General features: G+C 66.5%; 22 protein-coding genes, 1 tRNA gene and 1 pseudogene. 12 read left to right on the forward strand and 12 right to left on the reverse strand.

The window, feature by feature from the left end; all coding sequences use genetic code 11:
- Positions 1-80: 80 nt before the first annotated feature.
- Positions 81-2,327 (reverse strand): DPP IV N-terminal domain-containing protein, encoded by a 2,247-nt coding sequence (locus ACP7A3_RS02290; protein ID WP_426254957.1) that lies wholly within the window; start codon positions 2,325-2,327, stop codon positions 81-83.
- 228 nt (positions 2,328-2,555) lie between these two features.
- On the opposite strand from ACP7A3_RS02290, the gene ACP7A3_RS02295 reads away from it, so the two are divergent.
- Positions 2,556-3,170, forward strand: coding sequence for a DUF6975 family protein (locus ACP7A3_RS02295; protein WP_426254820.1), 615 nt, complete (start codon positions 2,556-2,558; stop codon positions 3,168-3,170).
- Positions 3,171-3,175: 5 nt separating this feature from the next.
- Here ACP7A3_RS02295 and ACP7A3_RS02300 read toward each other — a convergent pair whose 3' ends face one another.
- Positions 3,176-3,544: a hypothetical protein gene (locus tag ACP7A3_RS02300; protein WP_426254821.1), complete on the reverse strand. Its 369-nt coding sequence runs from the start codon at positions 3,542-3,544 to the stop codon at positions 3,176-3,178.
- Between the two features lie 144 nt (positions 3,545-3,688).
- On the opposite strand from ACP7A3_RS02300, the gene ACP7A3_RS02305 reads away from it, so the two are divergent.
- The 3 genes from ACP7A3_RS02305 to ACP7A3_RS02315 all read left to right on the forward strand — a co-directional run bounded on the left by ACP7A3_RS02305 (position 3,689) and on the right by ACP7A3_RS02315 (position 7,038).
- Positions 3,689-4,537, forward strand: a complete 849-nt coding sequence (locus ACP7A3_RS02305; protein ID WP_017978595.1) for an AAA family ATPase — start codon at positions 3,689-3,691, stop codon at positions 4,535-4,537.
- A gap of 562 nt (positions 4,538-5,099) precedes the next feature.
- Complete coding sequence (locus ACP7A3_RS02310; RefSeq protein ID WP_043059575.1) at positions 5,100-5,660, forward strand: CHAP domain-containing protein; 561 nt, start codon at positions 5,100-5,102, stop codon at positions 5,658-5,660.
- A 199-nt stretch (positions 5,661-5,859) separates the two neighbouring features.
- On the forward strand, positions 5,860-7,038 hold the full coding sequence (locus tag ACP7A3_RS02315) for a vWA domain-containing protein (protein WP_043059576.1): 1,179 nt from the start codon (positions 5,860-5,862) through the stop codon (positions 7,036-7,038).
- Between the two features lies 1 nt (position 7,039).
- Here ACP7A3_RS02315 and ACP7A3_RS02320 read toward each other — a convergent pair whose 3' ends face one another.
- From ACP7A3_RS02320 to ACP7A3_RS02340, 5 genes are all read right to left on the reverse strand, one after another.
- Positions 7,040-9,301, reverse strand: coding sequence for a TonB-dependent receptor domain-containing protein (locus ACP7A3_RS02320; protein WP_426254822.1), 2,262 nt, complete (start codon positions 9,299-9,301; stop codon positions 7,040-7,042).
- A gap of 112 nt (positions 9,302-9,413) precedes the next feature.
- A complete protein-coding gene (locus ACP7A3_RS02325) occupies positions 9,414-10,373 on the reverse strand; it encodes a FecR family protein (protein ID WP_426254823.1) in 960 nt (319 codons plus the stop codon).
- Positions 10,370-10,861, reverse strand: a complete 492-nt coding sequence (locus ACP7A3_RS02330) for an RNA polymerase sigma factor (protein ID WP_426254824.1) — start codon at positions 10,859-10,861, stop codon at positions 10,370-10,372. Before ACP7A3_RS02330 ends, ACP7A3_RS02325 begins: the two co-directional genes overlap by 4 nt.
- An 81-nt stretch (positions 10,862-10,942) precedes the next feature.
- Positions 10,943-11,761 (reverse strand): ChbG/HpnK family deacetylase, encoded by an 819-nt coding sequence (locus tag ACP7A3_RS02335; RefSeq protein ID WP_017978589.1) that lies wholly within the window; start codon positions 11,759-11,761, stop codon positions 10,943-10,945.
- Positions 11,721-12,653, reverse strand: coding sequence for a glycosyltransferase family 2 protein (locus tag ACP7A3_RS02340; RefSeq protein WP_426254825.1), 933 nt, complete (start codon positions 12,651-12,653; stop codon positions 11,721-11,723). Before ACP7A3_RS02340 ends, ACP7A3_RS02335 begins: the two co-directional genes overlap by 41 nt.
- Positions 12,654-12,808: 155 nt before the next feature.
- Here ACP7A3_RS02340 and ACP7A3_RS02345 point away from each other — a divergent pair, with 155 nt between their 5' ends.
- From ACP7A3_RS02345 to ACP7A3_RS02355, 3 genes are read left to right on the forward strand one after another with little or no spacing between them, the layout of a single operon-like run.
- Positions 12,809-14,293, forward strand: a complete 1,485-nt coding sequence (locus ACP7A3_RS02345; RefSeq protein ID WP_426254826.1) for a hypothetical protein — start codon at positions 12,809-12,811, stop codon at positions 14,291-14,293.
- A 55-nt stretch (positions 14,294-14,348) separates the two neighbouring features.
- Positions 14,349-15,776, forward strand: a complete 1,428-nt coding sequence (cysS, locus tag ACP7A3_RS02350) for a cysteine--tRNA ligase (protein ID WP_426254827.1) — start codon at positions 14,349-14,351, stop codon at positions 15,774-15,776.
- Positions 15,773-16,711, forward strand: a complete 939-nt coding sequence (locus tag ACP7A3_RS02355; protein ID WP_426254828.1) for a D-2-hydroxyacid dehydrogenase — start codon at positions 15,773-15,775, stop codon at positions 16,709-16,711. The genes cysS and ACP7A3_RS02355 overlap by 4 nt, the downstream gene beginning before the upstream one ends.
- Here ACP7A3_RS02355 and ACP7A3_RS02360 read toward each other — a convergent pair.
- Together ACP7A3_RS02360 and ACP7A3_RS02365 are read right to left on the reverse strand one after the other, a co-directional pair.
- Complete coding sequence (locus tag ACP7A3_RS02360) at positions 16,705-17,694, reverse strand: M48 family metalloprotease (RefSeq protein WP_426254829.1); 990 nt, start codon at positions 17,692-17,694, stop codon at positions 16,705-16,707. The two genes, ACP7A3_RS02355 and ACP7A3_RS02360, sit on opposite strands and share 7 nt — an antisense overlap.
- 72 nt (positions 17,695-17,766) lie before the next feature.
- On the reverse strand, positions 17,767-18,810 hold the full coding sequence (locus ACP7A3_RS02365; protein ID WP_426254830.1) for a hypothetical protein: 1,044 nt from the start codon (positions 18,808-18,810) through the stop codon (positions 17,767-17,769).
- Between the two features lie 132 nt (positions 18,811-18,942).
- On the opposite strand from ACP7A3_RS02365, the gene ACP7A3_RS02370 reads away from it, so the two are divergent.
- The 5 genes and pseudogenes from ACP7A3_RS02370 (at position 18,943) to ACP7A3_RS02390 (ending at position 22,201) form a co-directional block, all read left to right on the forward strand.
- Complete coding sequence (locus tag ACP7A3_RS02370; RefSeq protein ID WP_294215419.1) at positions 18,943-20,316, forward strand: class II 3-deoxy-7-phosphoheptulonate synthase; 1,374 nt, start codon at positions 18,943-18,945, stop codon at positions 20,314-20,316.
- 84 nt (positions 20,317-20,400) lie between these two features.
- Positions 20,401-20,476: transfer RNA gene (locus ACP7A3_RS02375), tRNA-Glu, on the forward strand.
- Positions 20,477-20,555: 79 nt separating this feature from the next.
- A pseudogene (locus tag ACP7A3_RS02380) lies at positions 20,556-20,690 on the forward strand (DUF6538 domain-containing protein); the annotation flags it as partial.
- A gap of 163 nt (positions 20,691-20,853) precedes the next feature.
- Positions 20,854-21,720, forward strand: coding sequence for a hypothetical protein (locus ACP7A3_RS02385; RefSeq protein ID WP_426254963.1), 867 nt, complete (start codon positions 20,854-20,856; stop codon positions 21,718-21,720).
- 343 nt (positions 21,721-22,063) lie between these two features.
- Positions 22,064-22,201, forward strand: a complete 138-nt coding sequence (locus tag ACP7A3_RS02390; protein WP_426254831.1) for a hypothetical protein — start codon at positions 22,064-22,066, stop codon at positions 22,199-22,201.
- Between the two features lie 197 nt (positions 22,202-22,398).
- Here ACP7A3_RS02390 and ACP7A3_RS02395 read toward each other — a convergent pair whose 3' ends face one another.
- From ACP7A3_RS02395 to ACP7A3_RS02405, 3 genes are read right to left on the reverse strand one after another with little or no spacing between them, the layout of a single operon-like run.
- Positions 22,399-23,601, reverse strand: a complete 1,203-nt coding sequence (locus ACP7A3_RS02395; protein ID WP_294201644.1) for an FAD-dependent monooxygenase — start codon at positions 23,599-23,601, stop codon at positions 22,399-22,401.
- Positions 23,602-23,619: 18 nt separating this feature from the next.
- Entirely contained in the window at positions 23,620-24,405 is a 786-nt protein-coding gene (locus tag ACP7A3_RS02400; RefSeq protein ID WP_426254832.1) for an alpha/beta fold hydrolase, read from the reverse strand.
- Between the two features lie 29 nt (positions 24,406-24,434).
- On the reverse strand, positions 24,435-25,064 hold the full coding sequence (locus ACP7A3_RS02405; protein ID WP_426254833.1) for an OmpW/AlkL family protein: 630 nt from the start codon (positions 25,062-25,064) through the stop codon (positions 24,435-24,437).
- Between the last annotated feature and the right edge of the window lie 167 nt (positions 25,065-25,231).

Here is a 25,231-nt window from a genome sequence, read left to right on the forward strand (position 1 = left end):
TTGCGGCACCGCCCCCTCCACCACCCGGCTCCGCCGGGCGGTCCCCCTCCCCCGCTGAAGCGAGGGAGGAATTGGCGGCCTTACTTCTTGTTCTTCACATTCCGATCGAGGAAATCGAGGATCGCCCCCCACAGATGCTGGCTCACCATCGGCCCGCCCACCCGGTGCGTGTAGCCCGGGTAGAACATCATCTCGAACGGCGTCGCCGTCGCCTGCATCTTCGCCGCAACCTTGGTCGAATTGTCGAGGAAGACGTTGTCGTCCGCCATGCCGTGGATCAGCAGCAGCGGGTCCTTGATCTTTGGCGAATCCTCGACCGCCTGCGACGTCGCATAGCTCTTGGGGTCCTTGGCCGGATCGCCCAGATAGCGTTCGGTATAATGTGTGTCGTACAACTGCCAGTCGGTCACCGGCGCGCCCGACACCGCCGCCGCATAGACGCCCGGCGTCTTCTCCAGCATCTTCAGCGACATGTATCCGCCATAGGACCAGCCATAGGTCGCGATCTTGTTACCATCCACGAACGGCAGCGACTTCAAGTAATTGGCGCCGGCCAGCTGGTCCTCGACCTCTACCGTGCCCATCGCGTGATAGATCTGGTCCTCGAACGCCTTGCCGCGGTTGTACGAGCCGCGATTGTCGATCTTGAAATAGACCCAGCCCTGGCTGACCAGATATTGCGGCAGCGCCCCCTGCCAGCCGCGCGTCACCTGCTGCCCGGTGCCCGGACCGCCATAATGTTCGAAGAACACCGGATATGTCTTCCCCGGCACCAGCGGCGGCGTGATCATCTCCCAGTACAGCGTGCTGCCGTCCTTGGCCTTGATCGTCCCGAACTTGGTCGGCTGATGGCTGGCGAGATAGGGGTAATAGGGATGCCCCGGCCGGATCGCATTCTCGTTGATCCACTCCAGCCGCTTGCCGGTCGCATCCGCCAGATAGACCTGCGTCGGCTGCCCCGCATTGGAACGCGAGATGATGAAGCGGCTGGCCGCGCCGTCCATCGACGCGCTGTTGGTCCACCCCCGCTCGGTCAGCCGCGTCAGCACCTCCGGCCGCGCGATATCGACCGCGTAGAGGTGCTGCTCGAGCACATCGTCCTTCGTGCCGGTCAGATAAATGCGCCCCTTCGCCTCGTCCACGCCGACCAGGCCCGTCACGACCCACGGCCCCTTGGTCAGCTGCGTCCACTTGCCCGCCGGGCTGCGCAGGTACAAATGGCCATAGCCGTCCCGCTCCGACCGCCAGATCAGGCTGCCGTCCTTCAGCACGCGATAATCGTCGCTGAGGTTGATCCAGCTCCGCGCGCCCGACTTCTCGGTGAATAACACCTTCGCCTTGCCCGTCGTGGGATCGACGGCGAGCATGTCGAGCGTCTTCTGGTCGCGGCTCTCGCGCTGCACCAGCAGCGTCTTGCCGTCAGGCGTCCAGTCGACGCGCGCCAGATAGATGTCCGGGTCGCTGCCCAGATCGACCTTCACCTGCCCCGACCCGTCCGGCCGCATCACATACAGGTCGACCAGCACGTTGGGCGTCCCCGCCGCGGGATAGCGCTGTTCATAGGTCTTGGTCCCCGCCGCACCGATCGACGCACGGGTGAAGACGCGCACCGGCGCCTCGTCGAACCGCTCGACCGCCACATAACGTTCGTCCGGCGACCACCAATAGCCGGTGCGTCGATCCATTTCCTCCTGCGCGACGAATTCCGCCTCGCCGAAATGCACCGTGCCACCGCCACCGGTGGTCAGCGCGCGCGCCTCGCCCCCGCTCAGCGGCTGCGCGAACAGATTCTGGTCGCGCACGAAGCTGACGTAATTGCCCTTTGGCGAGATGATCGGGTTAAGCTCACCACCCGGCGTCGCGGTCAGCCGGCGGACCTTGCCGTCCAGCGTCGCGAGGTACAGATCGCCATCCAGCGGCACCAGGATCGACCGGCCATCGGGCGCGAAGTCATAGGCGACGATGCCCTTCGACCCGCCGATGCGCGCGCGCTCGCGCTGCATCTTTTCCGCCTCGGTCAATTCGGCGCCGGTGCCCACCTTCTTGCTGTCGACCAGCATCCGCTCCGCACCGGTGCGCGTGTCGCGCGCCCACAGATCGGTGCGCTCCTTTTCGTCGGCGCGCGGGCGCAGGAAGGTGAGCAGCGTGCCGTCCGGCGACAGCCGTACGCCGCGCGGCTGCGATCCCGACAAATCGGGGCTGCCAAAGACGCGCGCCAGCGTCAGCGTATCCGCTTGCGGCGCCGCAACCGTCTGCGCGCCCGCCTCAGCGCCTATCGCCATCGCGCCCACCGATGCCAGCGCCAGCCCCAACCACCATGTCCGCATCACCTACTCCAACTCCAACGTATCGCCGTTCTTAGGGCACGATCCGCCGACGTAAAGCGGGATTGCGGCAGGGTTACCGGCGCATCAACCGTGTCTTTACGTGGTTCGGTATAGGTACGGGGCGACAAGGGTGGCGTGTCGCACCGGATCGGCGGTCGGCATCAGTAAATGTCCCGGAGTGATATGTTGAACACCGTACAGACGGCCTGGTCGCCAAGCGCATGGGACATGGTTGCCCGATTGGGGGCCGTCGACGGCAGCGCGGCGCATCCGCATTTCGCCCGCCTCGTCTCGCCACGCGCCTCGGCGCGGGACGTATCCGATGCCGTGCATGCGCTCTGTGCAGTCCATGGCGTCCACCCCGGCCTCGCCGCCGCCGCGCGCAGCCAGTCCGCGCAGCCCGACGCCTGCGACTGGCTCGATCGGATCGCCGACGCCTTTGCCGTCGAGCGCGCCTATATCGCCCATCTCGCCGCTGCCGCCGGCCCGCTGCCCTCCACCCCCGGCCAGGCGGATAGCGAGACCGCGCTCACCACCAGCCGCCACACGCTCGAAACGCTTGGCGCCTCCGAACGCCGCGGCTGCGCGACCGGCGCGGTCGCCGCGCTGGTCCATGACTGGGGCATGATCCGCCGCCTGCTCGACGCCGCCGCGCTCCGCTTCGGCGTGGAGCCAGCCCCTCGCGCCTTCCCGCCGCATCTGGAAACGGGCGCCAGCATCGACGCCCTCGGCGGCACCCCCGCGACCGAACGCGCCATCGGCTTCGGCGCCCAGCAATTGTTCGCGCAACACCGAGCGATCTGGGACCTGCTGGAGGCAAGGGCCAGCGCGCGGGAGGGATAAGGCGACTATTGGACTGTGCCGCGGCCACCCGTTGCCGCGTGACGACCGCCCGTCAGCAGGGCCGTCATGTCACCTCGCGTCTGGATGCTGAGTAGCAGAAGATACGGCAGCAGAAATCCGGCGCCGCCGAAGAACGCCAAGATCGCGAGACCGAGGCCGACGGGGGTGAAGTGATGACGCCAAGCGGTCCACAGTGCGGACAACAACAGGAAGCATGAGAAGTCTGCATTGAACTGGCCGGACCACGTCATGCGTGCGATATCCCCGAAAAAGATCGGGAGCAGATCCATGCCATGCCTGGCGATCACAAGCCCCGTATAGATCGCCAGCGCAGTCCAGGCAGCGATCAGCAGCGCACGAAACGCGATCATCATATTGTCTCCCCTGACACCTCGTCGATCATGGATCAGGCCGGTAGGGACAGCAATCGGTTGCGCGCACACCCCACCACCCCCGCTTGCGCTCCGCCCCGCGATCCGGCAACGACGTACCCGATATTCAATATCCGGGATCCGGCCATGAAGCGCTTCGAAGGCACGCAGAATTACGTCGCGACCGACGACCTGAAGGTCGCGGTCAACGCCGCGGTCACGCTGCGCCGTCCGCTGCTGGTGAAGGGCGAACCCGGCACCGGCAAGACGGTGCTCGCGCATGAGATCGCCAAGGCGACCGGTGCCGAGTTGATCGAATGGAACGTCAAATCGACCACCAAGGCGCAGCAAGGCCTATACGAATATGACGCCGTCGCCCGCCTCCGCGACGGCCAGCTGGGCGACGAACGCGTCCACGACATCGCCAATTACATCCGCCGCGGCAAATTGTGGGAGGCCTTCACCCGGCCCACGCCGCCCGTCCTGCTGATCGACGAGATCGACAAGGCCGATATCGAATTTCCGAACGACCTGTTGCAGGAACTCGATCGCATGGAATTCCATGTCTACGAGACGAAGGAAACCGTGCGCGCCACCGAACGCCCTATCGTCGTCATCACCAGCAACAACGAAAAGGAGCTGCCCGACGCCTTCCTGCGCCGCTGCTTCTTCCACTATATCAAATTCCCCGATCGCGACACGATGCAGGCGATCGTCGACGTCCACTTCCCCGGCATCCAGAAGATCCTGGTCAGCAAGGCGATGGACATCTTCTACGACGTCCGCGAAGTCCCCGGCCTCAAGAAGAAGCCCAGCACCAGCGAACTGCTCGACTGGCTGAAGCTGCTGCTCCACGAAGACATGCCGCTCGACGTCCTCCAGAACCGCGACCCCACCAAGGCGATCCCCCCGCTCCACGGCGCGCTGCTGAAGAACGAACAGGACATCATGCTGTTCGAACGCTTGGCCTTCATGGCGAAGCGCCAGGGCCGTTAAGCGCCCCCACCGTCACCCCGGACGTGATCCGGGGTCCCGCTTGCCGCCGCGGCGAAACAAGAAGCGGGATCCCGGCTCAAGGCCGGAATGACGGAAAAGGGCACCGTGCCCAGCGCCCGATCCGGCAAAGTCCTCCCCCGCCAGGGGGAGGTGGCACCGCGCAGCGGTGACGGAGGGGGAGGTCAGCAATGCCCTCTCTCCAAACAAACCGATCCCCCCACGCAGACCACAAACGGCTGCACCCAAAACATAACAGCAGCAATCCCCCACCGCCCCTCACCCCACCTCCATCGTCATCCCGGCCTTGAGCCGGGATCCCGCTTCTTCTTTCGCGGCGGCGGAAAGCGGGACCCCGGATCAAGTCCGGGGTGACGGCTAGGTTGCACCACGCGTACCTGAGACCCACCGGCATGCCGGCCCCAGCCACAAAAAAATCACCACCCAACCGGAACAAAATCACTCATTTCAGCAACGAAACGACCGGCAATATTTTGCCGCATTACCGTTTCTTAACCACGAATCCCAACCAAACGGTCACCGCCCCTTCCCTAAAACTCATCGGATGCAGGGCATTCTTCGCAAGTGCGGCATGATCGCCGCGGCAATCGGAGCGGCAACGCAGCTTGCCGCCCCGGCAAACGCAGCGGGCGGCAATCTGCTCGATTACGTCGGCCAGTGCGTCCCCTTCGCGCGCGAGGCATCGGGCATCCAGATCTACGGCGACGCCTGGACCTGGTGGTCGAAGGCAGACGGCCATTACGATCGCGGCCACGATCCCCGCGTCGGCTCGGTCATCGTCTTCGCCAAGAGCGGCCGCCTGCCGCTCGGCCATGTCGCCGTCGTCAGCCGGGTCGTCGAACGCCGCGTGCTGATGCTCACCCACGCCAATTGGTCGCGCTTCAACGGCGAACGCGGCCATGCCGAACGCGACGTCACCCTCTACGACGTGTCGCCCGACAACGACTGGAGCGAGGTGAAGGTCTGGTTCCGCGATTCCGAGGGGCTGGGCAGCAGCATCTATCCGGTGAAGGGCTTCATCTACGGCGGCCGCCCCTCGCCGCAGATCACTACCCGCAACCCGGATTACGTCGGCGCGCTGATCGACGCCTACGCCGCACGCTGACCCCCGGCCGAAACCCGATCTTCAAAAAGGGGCTGTCCTACACGGCCGAATGCTCCTAGCGTCGGTGGCAGGCCATGACCGATCCGTTCGCCCCGACGCTGTTCCCCGCCCTGCCGACGCCCCTGCACGCCGCCGCATTCGGGACGGTACGTACCGTCCACTTCGTCCACTTCCACGCTCGAAATGGCGGAAGTCGACCATGTTCCTGACCTTCCTCGACGAACTGCGACTCGCCGGCATTCCGGCCAGCCTGAAGGAGCATCTGGTGCTTCTGGAGGCGCTCGACGCCGAAGTGATCGACCGCACGCCGGAAGCATTCTACTATCTCGCCCGCGCCACCTACGTGAAAGACGAGGGGCTGCTCGACCGGTTCGACCAGGTGTTCGCCAAGGTCTTTCGCGGGATCGCGACGACCTACGGCACCCAGCCGACCGAGATTCCCGCCGATTGGCTGAAGGCCGTTGCCGAGAAATATCTGACGCCCGAGGAAATGGAGCAGATCAAGTCCCTAGGATCGTGGGACGAGATCATGGAGACGCTGAAACAGCGCCTCGCCGAACAGGAAGGGCGTCACCAGGGCGGCAACAAATGGATCGGCACCGGCGGCACCAGCCCCTACGGCAATTCGGGCTATAATCCAGAAGGCGTGCGGATCGGCGGGGAGAGCAAGCACGGTCGCGCGCTCAAGGTCTGGGACCAGCGCGAATTCAAGAACCTCGACAACACCCGCGAACTCGGCACGCGCAACATCAAGGTCGCGCTACGCCGCCTGCGCCGTTTCGCGCGCGAAGGCGCCGCCGACGAACTCGATATCGACGGCACGATCGACAGCACCGCAAGGGCGGGCTGGCTCGACGTGCGCATGCGGCCCGAGCGACGCAATGCCGTGAAATTGCTGCTGTTTCTGGACGTCGGCGGGTCGATGGACCCGTGGATCAAACTGTGCGAAGAGCTGTTCAGCGCCGCGACGTCCGAATTCAAGAATCTCGAATTCTTCTACTTCCACAATTGCCCGTATGAAGGCGTGTGGAAGGACAATCGCCGCCGCTTCGCCGAACGCACGCCGTTGTGGGACGTGCTTCATAAATTCGGCCATGATTACAAGCTGGTACTGGTCGGCGACGCGTCGATGAGCCCCTATGAGATCACCCATCCGGGCGGCTCGGTCGAGCATTTCAACGAGGAAGCGGGCGCCGTCTGGATGCAGCGCCTGACGACAACCTACCCGGCCGCGGTCTGGCTCAATCCGATGCCCAAGGACCAATGGGGCTACAGCCAGTCGATCCGCATCCTGCGCGAATTGATGGCCGACCGCATGTACCCGCTCACCCTCGCCGGCCTTGATGACGCGATGCGCGAGCTCACCAGAAAACGCTGACTTACCAGACGGTTGACACCCCGATCCGCACATTGCGGGGGCGCAGCGGCGTCGTCTCGTTCCGCCCCGGCAGGCCGAACGGGTTGCCGAAAGCGAACCGGTTGGAGGCGGTATTGGTCAGATTCTCGACGCCCAACCCCACGTCGATCCCCCGCCAGCGCAGTCCGGCGGTCAGGCCGATTGTCAGATACTTGCCCTGGCTCACGTCCAGAAGGTCCCCGGTCCCCAGCACCGACCGCCCGACATAATCGGCGCTCGCCGCGATCCGCGGCGTCACCCGCCCCTCCGGCCAGCGATAGGCGACCCCGCCATGTGCCGCGAACGGCGGCGTCTGCGGTAGGCGCCGGTTGTTCAGCCGCGATTGGTCGGCGATGGCGCCGTAGACGATATTGTGGGTGTACAGCGCCGACCCGTCGATCGTCAGTCGCGTCGTCGGCGTCCAGTCGAACGACGCCTCCACCGTCTGGATCCGGGCATCGCCCAGATTGGTCGTATAGGGCTGGCCGCGCCGGTTGATCAGGTCCGCCTGGATGTTGCTCCACGCCGCGGTCGACCCGCTGATTGCAAAGCTGACGCCCCGCACCCCGCTGCGCAGCCGCCGCAAGCCGATCTCGGCAAAGCGGATCGAATCGGGATCGTAATTGGCGACGCGCCCGATACCCTGCGCCACCGCCAGACCACCGGTGCGAAAGCCCGTCTGATAGCGGGCGAACGCCGCCAGCTCCGGTGCGATGCGATAGGACAGCGCGATCGTCGGATCGAACCGCTGCGTCGATCGCCCCTTGATGTAATTGCCCGGCCGCCGCGTGCTCGACGGTTCGCCATCGACCCGCGCCGTCGTGACGCGGCCGCCCAACGTCACCGACAGATCCCGCCACAGACGCGCCGTCACCTCGCCAAAACCGGACGCCGACCGCGTGACGTTGGTGACACCGACGATATCGATCGCCGCACCGCCCAGTCCCACCGATCGCGTCAGGATCGACCGATCGCTCAGCAGGCTTACGCCCGCCAGCCAAGACCGCCCACCTTCCAACGATCGCGACAGCCGCAGTTCCTGCGACACCAGCAGCTTGTCGTTGTCGAGGTCGTACCGCGCCGCCCCTCGCGACACCGGCGCCGCAAATCCCGTCGCATCGAACGTCTCGACCGTCCGGTAATCGGCGATGCCGGTCGCGGACACCAGCCGCAGCCCGCTCTCCCAATCCTTGGCGATCGTCACCCGCCCGAACAGCAAGCGCCCGAAGAACGGCTGCGCGATATAATTGCGCTGTGCAAAGGGCGATCGCCTCACATCGCCATATTGGCCGTCCGCCGATTCGACCCGCTGTGCCGCCCCGCTCGCATCGATCTGCCAGCCGCTCCCCGGATCGACCCGCAACGCCAGCCGCGCCCCCGTCGTGTCGCTATGGTTGGCGTCGACCACACGCCGCCGTGCCGCGTCGATATACCCGCCGTCGCGCACCTGATAGGCAACACCCCGCAGCGCCGCCTTACCCGCAACGAGTGGCACGTTCGCCATCAGCGCCACATCGTACCCCGGCGCGCCGCCCTGCGTCAGCGTTGTGCCCGCACTCGCGCTACCGGCGAGACCGTCCAGCACCGGTGCGCGCGTCGTCAGCCGCAACAGCCCACCGATCGCACCCGCCCCGTAAAGCGTACCCTGCGGTCCTTCCAGGATCTCGACCGCCTGCATATCGTACAGGCGCAACGCCGGATCGGGGCCGGAGGCGTTAAGCTGCACATCGTCCAGATAGACACTCGCGGTCGACTGGGTCGTACCATTGAAGCTGCTGTCCGCGATCCCGCGAATGAACACCTTGTTGCGGCCAAGCCCCAGTTGCGTGCTTTGCAGGATCGGGAGTTGTCCCGCGATCTGGCTGAGGTCTGCCGTCGCCCCATTGGCGCGCCGCGGCACGCCGCTCACCAGCGTAAGGCTGCCCGGATAGCGGAGCAGCGGCACGCGCTGCTTGCTGGCGGTCACGACGATATCCGCCGGCGCCGGTTCCGGGGGTGGGGGCGCTGCCGAGCGGGCGACCGGCCGCGGCGGTGGCGCCGGCGGCGCGACGACGATGCGATAGCTGCCGGGGCCGCTCGCCACGGCGCGAAAGCCGCTGCCCGCCAGCAGGCGATCGAGCGCCTGCTTTACCGTCAGCGTGCCGCGCAGCTCCGCCGTCCGCACGGCGTGCAATCCGCGCTCCGTACTGACGATATCGACCCCAGCAGCGCGCGCGAGCGCGATCACCGCACGGTCGAGTGTCATGGGCGCGATGGCAAGGGCGACGCGCCGCTGCGGCGGACTGGCCGATGCGGTGGCGGGCAGGCTCAGCGAACAGGCGGCGAGAAACCAGCCGGCACCCCGTCGGGATCGCCGCTTACCGCTCCGCCAACACCCAATCCGCCCCGTCACGCCGCCAAGTTGCCCCGATCAGATCGGCCAGATGCGGAATGTCGCGATCGGCTTCCCCCGTAAGGTGGATTATGCCGGTGAACGGACGCGTGGACAAGCCGCTCGCGATCCGCAGGCGGAATCCGTGTAGTCGCCGCAGGCTTGCCGCAACCTCGGCGACCGATGCCGCATCGAAGCTGAGCACACCCTGGCGCCAGCCACCCACGCTGTCCGCCGGAATCGTGCTGCGCACGATCCGGCCGGTCGCCCCGTCGCGGGTGAGAGCGTCCCCGGCCCGCAGTGTCACCGCGGCGCCGTCCGGCTCGAACATCACCGATCCCTCGCCGACCGCGACCGACAGATCGCCGCCGTCGCGCGTGACGTCGAAGGTCGTGCCCATGTCGCGGATGACTTGATCGCCAGCGTGCAGCGTAAACGGATGCGCCGCGTCATGGACGACGTGCAGCGCCACCTCGCCCCGATCCATCGCGATCGTCCGCGGATCGGCAGGGTCGAACCGCAGCACCGTCCCGCCGTTCATCGCGATCTGCGTCCCGTCCGCCATGCGGATATCGCGCCGTTCGCCATCGCGGGTGGCAATCACCTCGCTCATGCCAGCCTGGGGCGACGGTTTGAACAACACGCCCGGCACCAGCCATAGCGCCAGCGCGGCGGCGATCGCCGCCCCCGCGGTGCCGGCAAGCGGCCAGCGCCGGCGGAACACGCGCTCGTCGTCGTTCGCCGCCACCGGCGTTGCCGGCGCGTCTGGAAAATGCGCTTCGGCAATCAGCGCATCCTGCAGGGCGATCGCGTCATAGGCGCGCGCATGCTCGGCATCCGCTTCCAGCCAAAATACGAATTGCTCCCATTCGTCGGCCGACATGTCCGCCTGACGAACGTGCCACAGCGCGGCCTGATCGACGATCGCTGCCATGGCCGCGCTCATCGATCCTGCTCCATGCCAATCACGGGCATCGCGCCATTCACCTCGGCGAGGCGCGCGTGCAGGATGCGATAGGCGCGCTGCAGAAGCTTTTCGACGCCGCTCACGCTGATGCCCAATTCATCGGCGATGGCGCGCTGACTGCGCCCTTCGATACGGAACAGACGGAGCGCTCGCCCCATCCGCTCGGGCATGGCATCGATCGCCTGCTCGACGACGCGCAGGGCATCGCGCGCGACGAGCGCCCGTTCTGCGTCCGGCATGTCGTCGGCCGCGGGCTGCGACGCGAGCCACGCGCCGTCGCGTGCATCGCGCCGAGCGCCGGCGATGCGCCGATCGGTCGCGAGATTGCTGGCGACGCGGTATAAGAAGGCAGCAGGTTGGGCGATGGGCGTTGTGCCGAGTTGGTCGAGCCGCAGCCACAGATCGTGGAGCGCGTCTTCGGCTTCCTCCCGCGAACCAAGGCGCGCGACGAACAGGCGCAGGAGCATCGCGCGCTGCGCAAGGAAGACGGCATGCAGCCCCCCATCCGCCGTGCTCCCGTCAGCCAATCTGCGCCCAAGCTCCTCATGTCAGGCCGGAAAGGCCAGACCCTCAGCCGCTGCCATGTCGGCAATCGACCAAGTACGCAAGGCATCGGCTTCACGCGGACGCGCTGCCGCGATCGCATCGCCGGGTCGTTTACCCGCTCCGGGATGGCACATCACGAGATGCATGCTCGCCGCCTTGCGTAGAAACCGTGGGAATAATCCCCGATAATCGGTTGAGAAATCGTAGTGCCCCGCGAAACTGTCGTTGCAACGCAGGCCGTAACGCGCGGCGTCCCGTTTCAGGCCCCGCGAATGGAAGGCACTGCCGATCGCTTTGCCCGCAAATGGCCGCCGCAGCATCGCGCCGACACGGTCGACGCAGTCGCGCACCCAGGCGTTCGGCGCGCGATGGGCGGTTTCGAACAACACGATGTCGCGGATCCCGGGCAGCGCGTGCGAGTGCTGGTGGCCGTCGACGAAGTCCGGCGCCCGGCCCATCGCCGCGACGAAGGCGTCGAACTGCGCGGCCACTTCACCGGCGATCTCGTCGAGCGGCAGCTCGCGACGCGCCGCCGAACGGGTCAGCGGATCGATTTCCGGCATCACGCCGTCGGGCGCGAATTGCGGCATATCGGTCAGCGGGCGCTCACCGGTCAGCGTCAGGTGCAGGCCGATCTCGACATGGCGCGGCAGGTCGCGCAGCAGCGCGGCATCGGTCGCCCAGCCCGGCATCAGCGTCATGCAGCTGGTCGCGTTGAGCTTCCCCTCGCGCGCCAGGCCGGCGATCGTCTCGCTGACATCGCGCGAAAAGGCGAAATCGTCAGCGCACAGGATGAGACGCGGCACGGATCGGTCCTCCATGGTTTGACGGGACGGGCAAATGGGCAAAGCTGGTGACGGTCTGGAACGCGCGCTCGCGGATCTGCACGCTCATCAGGCGCCGGCGCTGCAACCGGCGGGCCAGGAAATGGTAGAAGAACCAGTCGCCAGCCCAGGGCGCCGCCGCGGTGTAGACGAGCCGTTCGAACAGCGTCCAACGGATCGAGGCGCGATCCCGCTCGCGCGGCGACGGCATGCACCACAGGTCCTTCGAATACCGCATATCGCCTTGCGACATGGTGCGGTGGATCACCTCGTGATCCTCAAGGATATAACCCCACAGCGCCGCATCGAAGCCGCCGACCGCCCGCAGCGCCGCCACGTCGAAGCACTGGCCCGCCCCGCCGGCATGGCATTGACGCGGCAGCATGCGTGCGGCGGTCAGGATCCGGCGTGCTTCGGCGTCGAGCGCGCTCTGATCCGCACCCGGATCGACGAAATAGGCGCCCGCAACGACGCAGCCGTCCTGCGCCAACAGCGCCTCCGCTTCGGCCAGATAATGCGGCGGGTACAGCGTATCGGCATCGCAGGTGGCGACATAGCGGGTCCGTACGCGCCCCAGGCCCGTGCGCAGCGCGCTGACCTTGCCCGGCACGGTCTCGCTGATGATCGTCGCATCCAGGCCATGCGCGCCGATCGCCGCGCGGGCGATCGCAACGCTGTCGTCGGTCGAACCGTTGTCGACCAGCAGCAGCTGGAACGGCACCGTCTGCGTGGCGAGACTAGCGATTGTCTGACCCAGGAACGCCGCTTCGTTGAAGAACGGGATCAGCACGGTCCACAGCGGCGTCGCGCGCCGCTCCGGGCCGAACATGGCGGCCGACAGCGGCGAACCGCCCGTCTCCATCCGATCCTGATCGACAACAAGATACATTCCAACGCCCCCCACGAGCCACGCTTCAGCCGGCCATGCGACACGCACGCCCGTTCCTTGCTGACAGGACGACGCCGATGGTCCGGACCCGCACCGCGGCGGCGAAATTAATTTCGGGCATGACGCCGCGGGCGGCACTGCTATGAGCGCGCGCCATGGCCCACAGCGCATCGTCCGCCCCTGACACACGGCTGTCGTCGACCGGATGGGTGGCGTTCGCGCTGCTGCTGCTCTGGGCAATCGCCCTGCGTGCGCATGATTTCGGCAACCCGATCATCCATGTCGACGAGCAATATTATCTGCTCGTCGGCGACCGGATGCTGCACGGCGCCGTGCCCTATGTCGATCTGTGGGACCGCAAGCCCGTCGGCCTGTTCCTGATCTTCGCCGCGATCCGGCTGCTGCCCGGCGATGGCATCCTCGCCTACCAGCTGGTCGCGACGCTGTTCGCCGCCGCCACGGCGTGGCTGGTGGCACGCGGCGGGCGGATGCTGGGCGCGCGACCTGCGGCGGCCCTGTTTGCGGGAGCCGCCTATATCCTGTGGCTGTCGCTGCTCAGCGGCCGCGGAGGGCAGTCGCCCGTCTTCTACAACCTCTTCACCGCCGGCGCCGCGGTACTGACGCTGCGTCTGCCCGTGCTGGCCGAGGTTCGTGCGACGCGCGCGATCGTCCTCAACGGCGCGGCCGCCTGCCTGCTCGCTGGCCTCGCGATCCAGACCAAATACACGCCCGTCGTCGAAGGCGCGTTCTTCGGCGCGACCCACCTCTGGTATCTGCACCGCGCGGGCGCCACGCTCCGGCTCTGCATCGGCGCGGCGCTGCTGTGGATGCTGCTCGGCATCCTGCCGACGGGGCTGGTCGTCGCGGACTACTGGCGCCGCGGCCCGGCGGTCTTCGACGCCTTCTGGTTCTCCAATTTCGCCTCCGTCTCGCTGCGCAAGGGCTATCCCGCCGCCAAGATCGCCGCGCGGCTCGCCGGCACGGGCGCCCAGTTGCTCCCCTTCATCGTCTGTACGGTAATCGCCCTTCGTCAGCGCCCGATGGCGCCCGAGCGGTGGATCGCCTTCGGCTGGCTCGCCGCCGCCCTGATCGCCTTCGCGATGATCGGGGCCTTCTTCGATCATTATGCGCTGCCGCTGATGCTGCCGCTCGCCATGATCGCCGCGCCGGTGCTGGATCGGCACCGCGCCGCGCCGGTCGCGCTCATCGGCTACGGCCTGATCCTGTTCGTCGCCCGCGTGCTGCTGCAGCCCACCGACGCCAGCTCCGCCCGAGCGGTCGCACAGGTGATGAAAGCCAACGATCGCGGCGGCTGCCCCTATGTCTTCGCGGGCGATTCGGTGCTGTACCTGCTCGCCAACGCCTGCATCCCCACGCGCTACGCCTTCCCCTCGACGCTCGCCTACGATGCCGAGCGCGGCGCATCCGGGGCTGACGAGGTCGCCGAGCTGCACCGCATCCTCGCCACTCGCCCGCCGGTAATCGTGACGATGGACGAGCCGATGGCGCCGTGGAATCCCGCGACCCAGAGCATCATGACCGGCACGCTCGCCCGCTCCTATCGGCAGGTCCTCACCGTTCCGCGTGAAGACGCCCACCTGCTCGTCTATCTCCGCCGCGATCTGCCCCTTCGTCGATAAAGCCGTACCGCTGGAGGCTTGGCGGCATCGCTCGGCCCGCGCTATGGCCCCGCGCATGACGCCGATGACGCTGTACAACAGCCTGACCCGAGCCGCGGAGCCGTTCCAGCCCGCCGACCCCGCCAACGTCCGCATCTATTCGTGCGGGCCGACGGTGTATCACTACGCCCATATCGGCAATTTGCGCGCGTACCTCTTCACCGACACGCTCGGCCGGACGCTGACGTGGAAGGGCTATGGCCTCACGCATATCATCAACATCACCGACGTCGGCCATCTGACCAGCGACGCCGATGCCGGCGACGACAAGATGGAGGCCGCCGCGAAGAAGAGTGGCCAGGATATCTGGGGGATCGCAGACCATTACACGCAGGCGTTCAAAGCCAATCTGAAGGACCTCAACGTCCGCGACCCCGCCCGCTTCCCGCTGGCAACCGACCATATCGACGGCATGATCGCCTTCGGACAGGCGATCGCCGACAAGCATTGCTACCGCCTGCCCGATGGCCTTTATTTCGACACCACCACCGTCCCCGATTACGGCCGCCTTGCCGGCACGCGCGATGAGGGTCCGGTCGAGGGCCGCATCGACAGCGTCGAGGGCAAGCGCCACCCCGCCGACTTCGCGATCTGGCGCACCAGCGCGCCGGGCGAGAACCGCCAGATGGAGTGGGACAGCCCCTGGGGTCGTGGCGCGCCGGGCTGGCACCTCGAATGCTCGGTGATGAGCCGGCAGTATCTGGGTGATCATTTCGATATCCACACCGGCGGCATCGATCATCGCGAGATCCACCACCCCAATGAGATCGCGCAGAACCAGGCGATCAGCGGCACCGCCGATACCGGTGCGACGCTCTGGATGCACAACAACTTTCTTGTCGATCGTACGGGAAAGATGTCGAAATCCTCGGGCGAGTTCCTCACTTTGCCCGCGCTCGTCGCCCGCGGCTTCCACCCGCTCGCCTATCGGCTGATGTGCCTTCAGGCGCATTATCGCAGCGAGTTGGAGTTTTCGTGGGAGAATCTCGCCGCCGCGCAGACGCGCCTCAAGCGCCTGATCCAAACCGTCGCCGCTCTGCGCGCCCGCGGCGAGGCCAAGGGTGCCGCGTCCGCGGCGCCCTATGCCGAACGCCTCGACGCCGCGCTGTCGGACGACCTCAACACGCCCAAGGCCCTGCCCGTGCTCGACGAACTGCTCGCCGACAAGCGCGTCAGTCCGGCCGACCGCCTCGCCGCACTCGAAGACTTCGACGCGGTGCTTGGCCTCGACCTCCTCACCCTCTCCCGCGAAGACCTGCGCGTCCGCCCCGCCAGTGCGACGATCGACGAAGCCGGCATCGCCGCCGCGCTCGCCGAGCGCCGTGAGGCCCGCGCCGCCAAGGACTTCGCCCGCTCGGACGCGCTGCGCGACGAACTCGCCTCGGCCGGTGTCGAGGTGATGGATGGTGATCCGTTGGGCTGGGACTGGAGACTGTCGCTGTGAAGGCCGTCCTGCCCGCCATCGCCCGTGGCCTGCTCGAACCGCACCTCCCCGCCGAAGTCGAGCCTATGTGGTTCACCACACCGGCCGAAGCGGGAACGATGATCGCCGACGCCACGATCGCCTGGGTCGACATGCAGCCGACCCACCTCACCGAACAGGCGATCCGCGCGGCGGGGCCGAAGCTGCAATGGGTTTCGACGCTCTACGCGGGCCTCGACGCCTTCCCGCTCGATCTGCTGCGCGATCGCCGCGTCACCGTCACCAATGGCGCCGGGATCAATGCGGTCGCCGTCGCCGAATATGCGGTGCTCGGCATCCTCGCCGCCGCGAAGCGCTATGATGAGGTTGTTCGCATGGCGGATCGCCGCGAATGGCCGATGGTCTCGCCGGGCCGCATCGAACTCGTCGACACGCGCGCGCTCATCGTCGGCTATGGCACGATCGGTCGCCTGATCGGCGAGCGTCTCACCGCTTTCGGCGTGGACGTCACCGGCGTTACCCGCTCCGGCCGCGACGGCACGCTCGCTCCCGATCAATGGCAGGGGCAGATCGGCGAATACGACTGGATCGTCCTTGCCGCCCCCTCGACCGATGCGACCCGCACGATGATCGGGGCGGAGCAGCTCGCGGCGATGAAGCGCAGCGCGTGGCTCATCAACATCGCCCGCGGCGACATGATCGACCAGGACGCGCTAGTCTCAGCGCTGACCGACGGGACGATCGCCGGCGCTTTCCTCGATCCCACCACGCCGGAGCCGCTCCCCGCGGATCATCCGCTGTGGAGCGAGCCCAATTGCCTCATATCGATGCATCTGTCGGGTCGCAGCCAGAACACGATGTTCCAGCGTGCCGCCGCGCTCTTCCTTGAAAACGTGCAGGCCTTCGTCGCCGGCGAACCGATGCGCAACGTCGCCGACCTCGACGCGGGTTACTGAAGCGGCCGATCCGCCTCCGCCGCCAGCGGGGGCGCGTAAAAGCCATGGCCCGCGGGCATTGTGGCGATCGCCGCCTCCAGCGCCTTCGCGCGCGCCGAGGATGACGGATGCGTCCGGCTGCGGAACAGGCCGCCGTCGACATCCCCCCCATGCTCGCGCCAGAACCGCACCGCAATCTGCGGATCATATCCCGCATTGCGCAGCAGATAGGCGCCCAGCAGATCGGCCTGATCCTCGGTCAGCCGGAACAGCCGGCCGTTGCGCCCCACTTCGGACAGCAGGCCACGCTTGACGCCTGCCGCCTCCAGCCGCGCGGCGTGGCGCAGGATATTGTGCGACAGCTCATGCGCGACCACGACCGCCACCTCGTCATCAGTATAGCGTTCGAAGAAGCGGACCCCGATCTGGACGATCCGCCCATCGGCAGACGCGGTCATGCCCGGCCCCAGCAGCACCTCGAACGCGCTCCGGCAGCCCGGCGAGGCGGGGATCGTCACGGTCCGGGTGCGCCCCTCGCGCATCAGCTCGACCGCCAAAGGCCGATCGGCCGGCAGCCCCGCGATCCGCTCCACCGCCGCATCACGCGCGGAACTGCTCGCGTCCTTACCGGGCGCGCCGCTACCGATCGGCCGACCATCGACCGACACGATCGAATCGCCGGCTCGAACCCCCGCCTTGGCCGCCGCGGATCCGGGCACCACCGCCTCGACCGCGATCGGCGTTTCGAACCCGAAGCTCGCCCGCGCTTGGTCGCGCAGCGCCGGATCATATTGTCCCAGGCTATGGATCGCCCAGCCCGGCGTCGGCGCCAGCGAGCGACACAGCGGCGCATTGGCCGTGGTCAACCGATAGGCGATCGCCGCCATCCGGCCGTCGACCTGCCGCAACGCATCGAACGTCGCCGCGGTGTCCGGGTCCGCCGCCACCGCCGGAGCAGCGACCGCCACGGCCGCTGCGACCGCCCACGAAATCCCATAGCGCATGCCGACCATCCTTACGCTTACTCGACCCCGCTCCTTACGGCAGCGCGCGACGCAGCGGAACCGGCCGTCGCACTATTTCAACGCCTTCGCATCGAGCGTGATCGTCTTGCCGACCGCCCTGCCCTGCACCTTGCCCTGCGACACCATTGCCCACACCTGCTTGGGCTGCGGCATCGCGCTGAACGAGGGCAGGACCGACGTCGATCCATCGACGTCGGTCAGCGAGACGCTGTACGTGCCTGTCTTATCGATCTGCCCCATGATCGAGGGGAACACGCTCACCGAGCGCCCGCCGTCGTACAGAGCCATCGTGTAGCCCTGATCGGCTCGCATATTGCGATAGACGCCATATTCGGTGCGACCTTCGCCGTCCCGACACCATAAAGGTGCGTCATCGGCCTTGGCAGGCGTTTTGGCCTTTTCGCTCGCAGCGAGGCTCGGGAGCATCAGGGACATCAGCAGGTCGCCCGCGCCCGCCGCCACTTGCTTCGCCTTTCCGAACACCAGCGGCGTCGCGCATGGCTTTACCAGCCTTGCCGCCGTGCCGGCCGCCACCACCTTGGGCCAGCGAATGCCCGCGATGAATTGCTGCAACTCCGCATCAAGTTTGTCCGCCGTCAGCGTCGTCGCGCTCATGCGGATCGCCACGATCCAGCCGTTCAGCGGCATGACGGCCAGCGCCGTGCTGCGATAAGCTCCACTCGCATTGGCATAGGTCTGGCGCAGCGCCGATCCCGCCGTCGCACCCGGCAGTGCGAAGCCAAGCGGATCGGCGCTCGCGGGCGCGGCATTGCGGAACTCGGCACGCGTCTCCAGCGCCGTCTGCGACCGATCGAACCACAGGCCGACGTCGGCGATCGCGGGACGAAAGATATAGACGGTCGCCGTGACGCTCTTGTCGGGCGCCCGATATTGCGCGGCGACATCGAACTCACCCTGCGTCGCGTCGGTCAGCGCCGTGCGCGTCAGTCCCGCGTTTTGCGCCATGAGGGCGACGCCCGTCTCGGCATGGCGCCAACCTTTGTCCGCCGGCACCGGCAGGTCGCGGGCCGACGCCATCGCGCCGGCCATCATCGCCGTTCCGATCAGCACCGCCGCCAGTCGTTTCCGCATCATCGCCCCCTCCCATCTGTATCGTGTACATAGCACGCCACCGGCCGATCGATACGCCCCCCAAGCGTTCCTTCATTGCGCAAAATCCGTTTTGGGCGCATGTGCCGCGACGTTTACACCCCGAAGGACGACATTATGGCCGCGAACTGGGCCCCCGACAGCTGGACCCGCGCCGAAGCCCGCCAGCTTCCCGACTATCCCGACGCCGCGGCACTGACGCGCGCGACGGACGCGCTCGCGAGCTTTCCGCCGCTCGTTTTCGCCGGCGAAGCGCGCAACCTGACCGCGGAGCTGGCCAAGGTCGCGGAGGGCAAGGCCTTCCTGCTCCAGGGCGGCGACTGCGCCGAGTCTTTCGCCGAGCATAGCGCGAACAACATCCGCGACACGTTCCGCGTGATCCTGCAAATGGCGGTCGTCCTTACCTTCGCCTCGAAGCTGCCGGTGGTGAAGCTCGGCCGCATGGCCGGCCAGTTCGCCAAGCCGCGCTCCGCCCCGACCGAGGTGATCGACGGCGTCGAGCTGCCCAGCTACCGCGGCGACAACGTCAACGACATCGCCTTCACGCCCGAAAGCCGGATCCCCGATCCGCAGCGGATGATCCGCGCCTATTCGCAATCGGCGGCGACACTCAACCTGCTGCGCGCCTTCGCGCAGGGCGGCTATGCCAACCTGCATCAGGTGCATCGCTGGACGCACGACTTCATGGGCCGCAGCCCGTGGAGCCGCAAATATGCGGAAACGGCGGACCGCATCGGCGAAGCGCTCGACTTCATGGCGGCGTGCGGCATCGATCCCGAAACCGTGCCCCAGCTGTCGCAGACGCATTTCTACACCAGCCACGAAGCGCTGCTGTTGCCGTTCGAACAGGCCTTAACACGCCAGGATTCGCTCACCGGCGACTGGTATGACACATCCGCACACTTCCTCTGGATCGGCGACCGCACCCGCTTCGAAAATTCGGCGCACGTCGAGTTCCTGCGCGGGATCGGCAACCCGATCGGCGTGAAGTGCGGCCCCAGCCTCGATCCCGACGCGCTGCTCCGCATGCTCGACACGCTCAATCCGGGTCGTGTGCCCGGTCGCATGACGCTCATCACCCGCTACGGCTATGACAAGATCGAGGCGCATCTGCCCAAGCTCGTCCGCGCCGTGACGCGCGAAGGCCATCCCGTCATCTGGTCGTGCGATCCGATGCATGGCAATACGGTGAAGGCCGCGACCGGCTACAAGACCCGCCCCTTCGACCGCATCCTCGCGGAGGTGCGCGGCTTCTTCGACGTTCACCGCGCCGAAGGCACACATGCGGGCGGCATCCATGCCGAAATGACCGGCCAGAACGTCACCGAATGCACCGGTGGCGCGATCGACGTGACCGAACAGAGCCTGGCGGATCGCTACCACACCCACTGCGACCCGCGCCTCAACGCCGGCCAGAGCCTGGAACTCGCCTTCCTGCTCGCGGAAATGCTGAACACGGAAATGGCCGAACGCCGCAAGGCCGCCGCCTGATCGCAGCCATTCGCGAAGGGGGCGTCAACAAACCCGCTTGACGCCCCCCGCCCCCAAGCCTAGACGCGCCCCTCCACCGCACACGGCCCCTTCGTCTAGCGGTCTAGGACGTCGCCCTCTCACGGCGAAAACACGGGTTCGAGTCCCGTAGGGGTCACCATCTGCGCTCAAGAGCGCAGAATCGCGCGATTACGCCATTCTTTGCCGCTCGCAGGTACAGCGAGCACTGAATGGCCCTCATGGCGACACCCTGGAAACACCCTTCGACCGGCGTTTATTACCTGCGCCGACAGATTCCCGAGAAGCTGCGCCCCGCATTCGACGGCAAGGCGCTGTGGAAGGTATCGCTGGGCACCAAGAATGGCAGCGACGCAACGGTGCTCTTCCTCCAGGCCAACGCCGCACTTGAACAGCGGTTTGAAGAGGCGCGGACCCGGCTGAAAGCGACGGGCAGCCCCTGCCCTTCCGCGCACGATCGTGCCGACGAAATGGTAGCCACCTATTTCCAAGGCCCCGACATCAAGACTGGCGGACTGGATGGAGAAGAACGGCTGCTACTGGCCAGGCTGGAACTCGATCGGGGGCTGTGGAATGCGACCCCGAACGGATGCAGTTCCCCTGCTCCACTGCGTGATCAGCAATGGTGGGGAACTGAGCAACAACGCCGCACTATTCCGCGATCATCCTGGACGCAAGCCGACTCTGGGCCATGCGCCCGGTACAATCTGGCGCTGGGGCGACGAAAGCTTCCGGCTCGATGCCAGAAACCAACAAATTGGCCGTCTCGTCAGCCAGATCGCCCGGCACAATGAGACCACCGCATCCGACCTCCCCGAGGGCATTGAGGCCGCGATCATTATCTATCTCGACGCGGTGCCGGTCGAAGCGCCCAAGGCCCGCAAGCGTCGTCCGACCTCGGGCCGCCTATGCCCCGACCTGCGCCTGATGGAGTTGTTCGCGGACTGGCAGGCGGTGATGCAGCCCTCCCTGCAGAGCGCGCACGAGTATGAGGGTGCCGCACGCGATTTCATCGATTTCATCGGCGACATCCCCGTCGAGGAGGTCGTCAACAACGACCTCCTCGATTATCGCGACGAAGCGGCTCATCTGCCCGCCTCCATGCCGCGCGCGGATCGCGAACTGAGCTTTACCGAACGCCTCGAGCGCCATCGGCATTCCGATACGCCCCGAGTCAGCCCTGCGACGCTCAAGAAAAGGGTGGGTGCGATCCAGGCACTGCTGAGCTTCGCCAAAAAGCAGAAGTGGATCAGCCGCAACGAGGGCCGCGATGTGCCGATCCTCGGCTATTCCAAGACCGGCGGCACCGCCCCTGTTGACGAGGCGGTGCCGGCCCGTGAGCCGGAAGTTGAGAACCCGCGATTAGACGAGCGCGAACGCCTTTAGGCCCGAAGACCTTGGACATACGCGTCCGCCTCCCGGCCGAAACTGGTTCGCCGGGCATTCGGCTACTAATCGCAAGGTTCTCACGCCTCGGTCCGCCTTCTGGCGAACACATCATCTCTACTCCGGGCGGGTTAACAATCTCAAGCGCTGAACTGCGGCGTTGACGCTGCCAAGCGTGACATGCTGACGAAATTATGCATCATTCGGCGGGGCGGGATGGCGGTGCAATCTCCCGCTTATAAAGAGATGAGGGCCGGATGCTGGCGAGCAAAAGACCCATACTCCGACGCTCGGGCCCCGACCCGGCTTCCCAAATTCCGCCGTTCGTTCACCGGCTAGGCGCGTGATGCTGTTCATGGGCAACGACGGCTTTACCAATCTCTCAGCCGACGGGCTGAAGCTGTTCGACGCCGCGATCGACTGGGCCATCGGATCGATGAAGGCGTGTTTCCGACGAACACGCGGGAAAAGCATCCCTTAATCCATACAGTGGACGACCGCGGAATTAGGACAGCCGAAGTAATGTTTCTCCACCCTCCCTGTCCGAATATCACGGCAGGTCCGCTTCTATAATCGAGAGGCATCGTCATCTCGCCCGCCCCCCCCCAACCACCCAGGAACCTGCCGGCAATAGCCATCATACGCTGGCTGAGATCAGCGTGATCCGGGCCAATTCCCTCAGTTGCCCATCGCACGGCTGGCTGGGACGCCTGACAATCGCGCGGACGCATCGAACTTGTGAATCCAGCCATAGCGTTCGGGGAAGCGATGCATCGCACGGTGCCGGGTCGCATCGGGAAGGCCCGCATCGGTATGGAGCGCGCGATTGGCGTCCCATGAGCTGCGCTGGATGAGGCGGGTGCGCAGCGCGCGCTCCTTCTGATAGGCGGCAAAGCGTGCGTCGCGGTTGGACGACGTCAGTCCGTCGAGCATGGTCGCCAGCGTGATGGCATCCTCGATCGTCGTATTCGCGCCCTGCCCGTGATGCGGCAGCATCGCATGGACGGCATCGCCGATCAGCACGACCGGCCCGCGATGCCAGTGGCGAAGCGGCGGCGCGACAAACAGGCCCCAGCGACGCTCCACATCGCCCGCCGCGACCATTTGCCGGACGGCCGGATGCCAGTCGGCGAAGGCCGCCACCGCTTCCCCCGGTTCGATCGGCACCGTCCCGCCGCTACCGGACCAGGCGGTGGGCCCCTCCACCACCGCGAAGAAGTTGACGTGCCCGCCATCGCTGCCGATCGCATAATGCAGCAGATGGGCATCCTGGCCGATCCAGAACTGAATCGCCTGGGGATCGGGCAAAGCGTTCAGTCGCTCGACCGGCACGATGCCGCGAAACGCGCTGGTCCCGGAATAGCGTAGCGGCTGTCCGCCGACCCATTGCCGGGTGATGGAGCGAACACCGTCGGCGCCCACGACGATATCGACCTCGACAGGATCGCGTCCGACGAAGTGAAGCGCCACCCGTTCGCCCACCGTCTCGATCCGCTCCAGCCGATGCGCCAGATGAATATGCTCCGCCCCGACCGCGCGGCCCAGCGTAGTCTGCAGATCGGCGCGGTGGATGCCCAGATAGGGCGCGCCGAACCGATCGCGATAGGCACCGCCCTTGCGCACCGCATGGGCCGCAAGGCGATCACCGGACAGCCCGTCGCGGTAGATCAGCTCGGTCGGCTCGACGCCCGTCCGCTCCAGCTGGTCGATCAGGCCCAGCCTTTGCAGCTCACGGGTGGCATTGGCCGACAGGGCGACCGCCGCGCCGATCTCGCTCAGTTCCGCCGCCTGTTCGTACAGCGTCGCCTCGATCCCCCGCGCCCGAAGCGCCAGCGCGAGGGTCAATCCGCCGATACCGGCGCCGATGATCGCGATCTTCATGGATAGCCTCCGTGGTCCTTACGCGGCCGTCGCCGTCTGGCGATACTCGGCCGGGGCATCGGCAAAATCGGCGATCGCCTCGGCCAGCCGTTCGGGCATCGAGTAATAGGGTGCATGGCTGGCCAGGAGCGACACGACCGCGACCGGACCGGGAAACTCCTTCTGCATCTGACGCTGCACGGCGATCGGAATCCCGACATCGTCCAGCGCCTCGATATAGAGGCGCGGGATCTCCAGCGCGCGGCCCTCCATCGGATTGGGCGTGCCGAAAGGCACGGTCGACTGCGTCTGGATGAACTGCTCGGCAGGCGGCATTCCCTCACCGGGATAATCGCCCATGAAGACTTCGCGGAACCGCTCCAGTCGCGAGAAATCCGCCTGTAGCCCGCGTCCCTCGTCGACCGGCTGGATCAGTTCCAGCGCGTGCGGCGTGCCCCGGTTGGGCTCGCCGGGCAGGACGAAGGTTTCCGGCGTAACACCGGGCGCGGTGAGGAACGCGGTCAGGTAGATCAGCCCGGCCACCGTGTCGGGATGGTGCTGCGCCAGCCACGAGATGGATGCACCGCCCATGCTGTGCCCCAGAAGGATCGACTGCCCCTCGGCCCGCGCCAGGATGTCTGCGACGGGGCGGGTATAATGCTCCATGTCGACGACCGACAAATGGCCGCCATCGCCGGGCGTATGGCCGGTCAGGTCGGGCGCATGGACGCGGTAGCCGCGCGCTTCGAGAAGCGGGACGACCGCGTCATAGCAGGCGCCGCGATTCCAGGCGCCATGGATCAGGATGATATCGGTAACGGTCATGACATGTCTTCCTGTTCGAGCCGAAGAGATCAGAAGCGATATTGCAGGCCGACCTGCGCGATGAGGGGATTGAGCTGGACGCGCGCCGTACCCGGCACGAAGCCGTTCGGCGTGCCGAGCCGGAAGCGGGCGTTAGTGCTGGTCCAGACCTTGCTGGCCGCGCCGAACACACCGATCCGCTCGTTGAGCGGCACATCGATGCCGCCCGTGATCGCAGGACCGACGGTATTGCTGGTGCGGAAATCCTTCAGCACGCCGTCTTCGGTCTTGAAGATGATCGTCCAGTTCAGGCCGCCGCCGATATAAGGCCGCACCCCGCCCGGACGCCCGAAATGATAACGCACGCTGTAGAGGCCGGGACCATAGGTCACCTTACCCAGCGTGCCCGCCCCCGCCAGCGTTCCCGATGCGGTCAGCGTGCTGGTCGGCGGCACGCCAACGGTCGCCGCGACCGACACGTTGGGGGTCAGAAAATAGCCGATATCGAGGCTGACGCCGTTGTTGTTCGACGCGGTGGCGTTGGCGCCCGGCAGCGGCTGCCCGGCGAGCTTCACATCGGCCTTTTCGTCGAACATGACACGCGCCGCGCCGAGCCGGACATAGAATCGCCGCTCCTTGCCGTCCGGCGACTGCTGGGCCTGCGCCACGCTCGGCAGCATCAGGCACAATCCCGCAACACCGGCGAGCACCCCGCCCTTTCGCAAGGCTCGCGTATATCCATATGGTATTGAAGCCATTTTCCGCTTCCTCTCCATCTGCCGTCGCTATCTGTCGTGCGACTTGTCCCGAAGCGATTTCGCTTTCGTGGGGGGCAGAATGTCGGGGC

The organism is Sphingomonas sp. DC5200-1, from assembly GCF_049897245.1.
Classification (GTDB): domain Bacteria; phylum Pseudomonadota; class Alphaproteobacteria; order Sphingomonadales; family Sphingomonadaceae; genus Sphingomonas; species Sphingomonas aquatilis.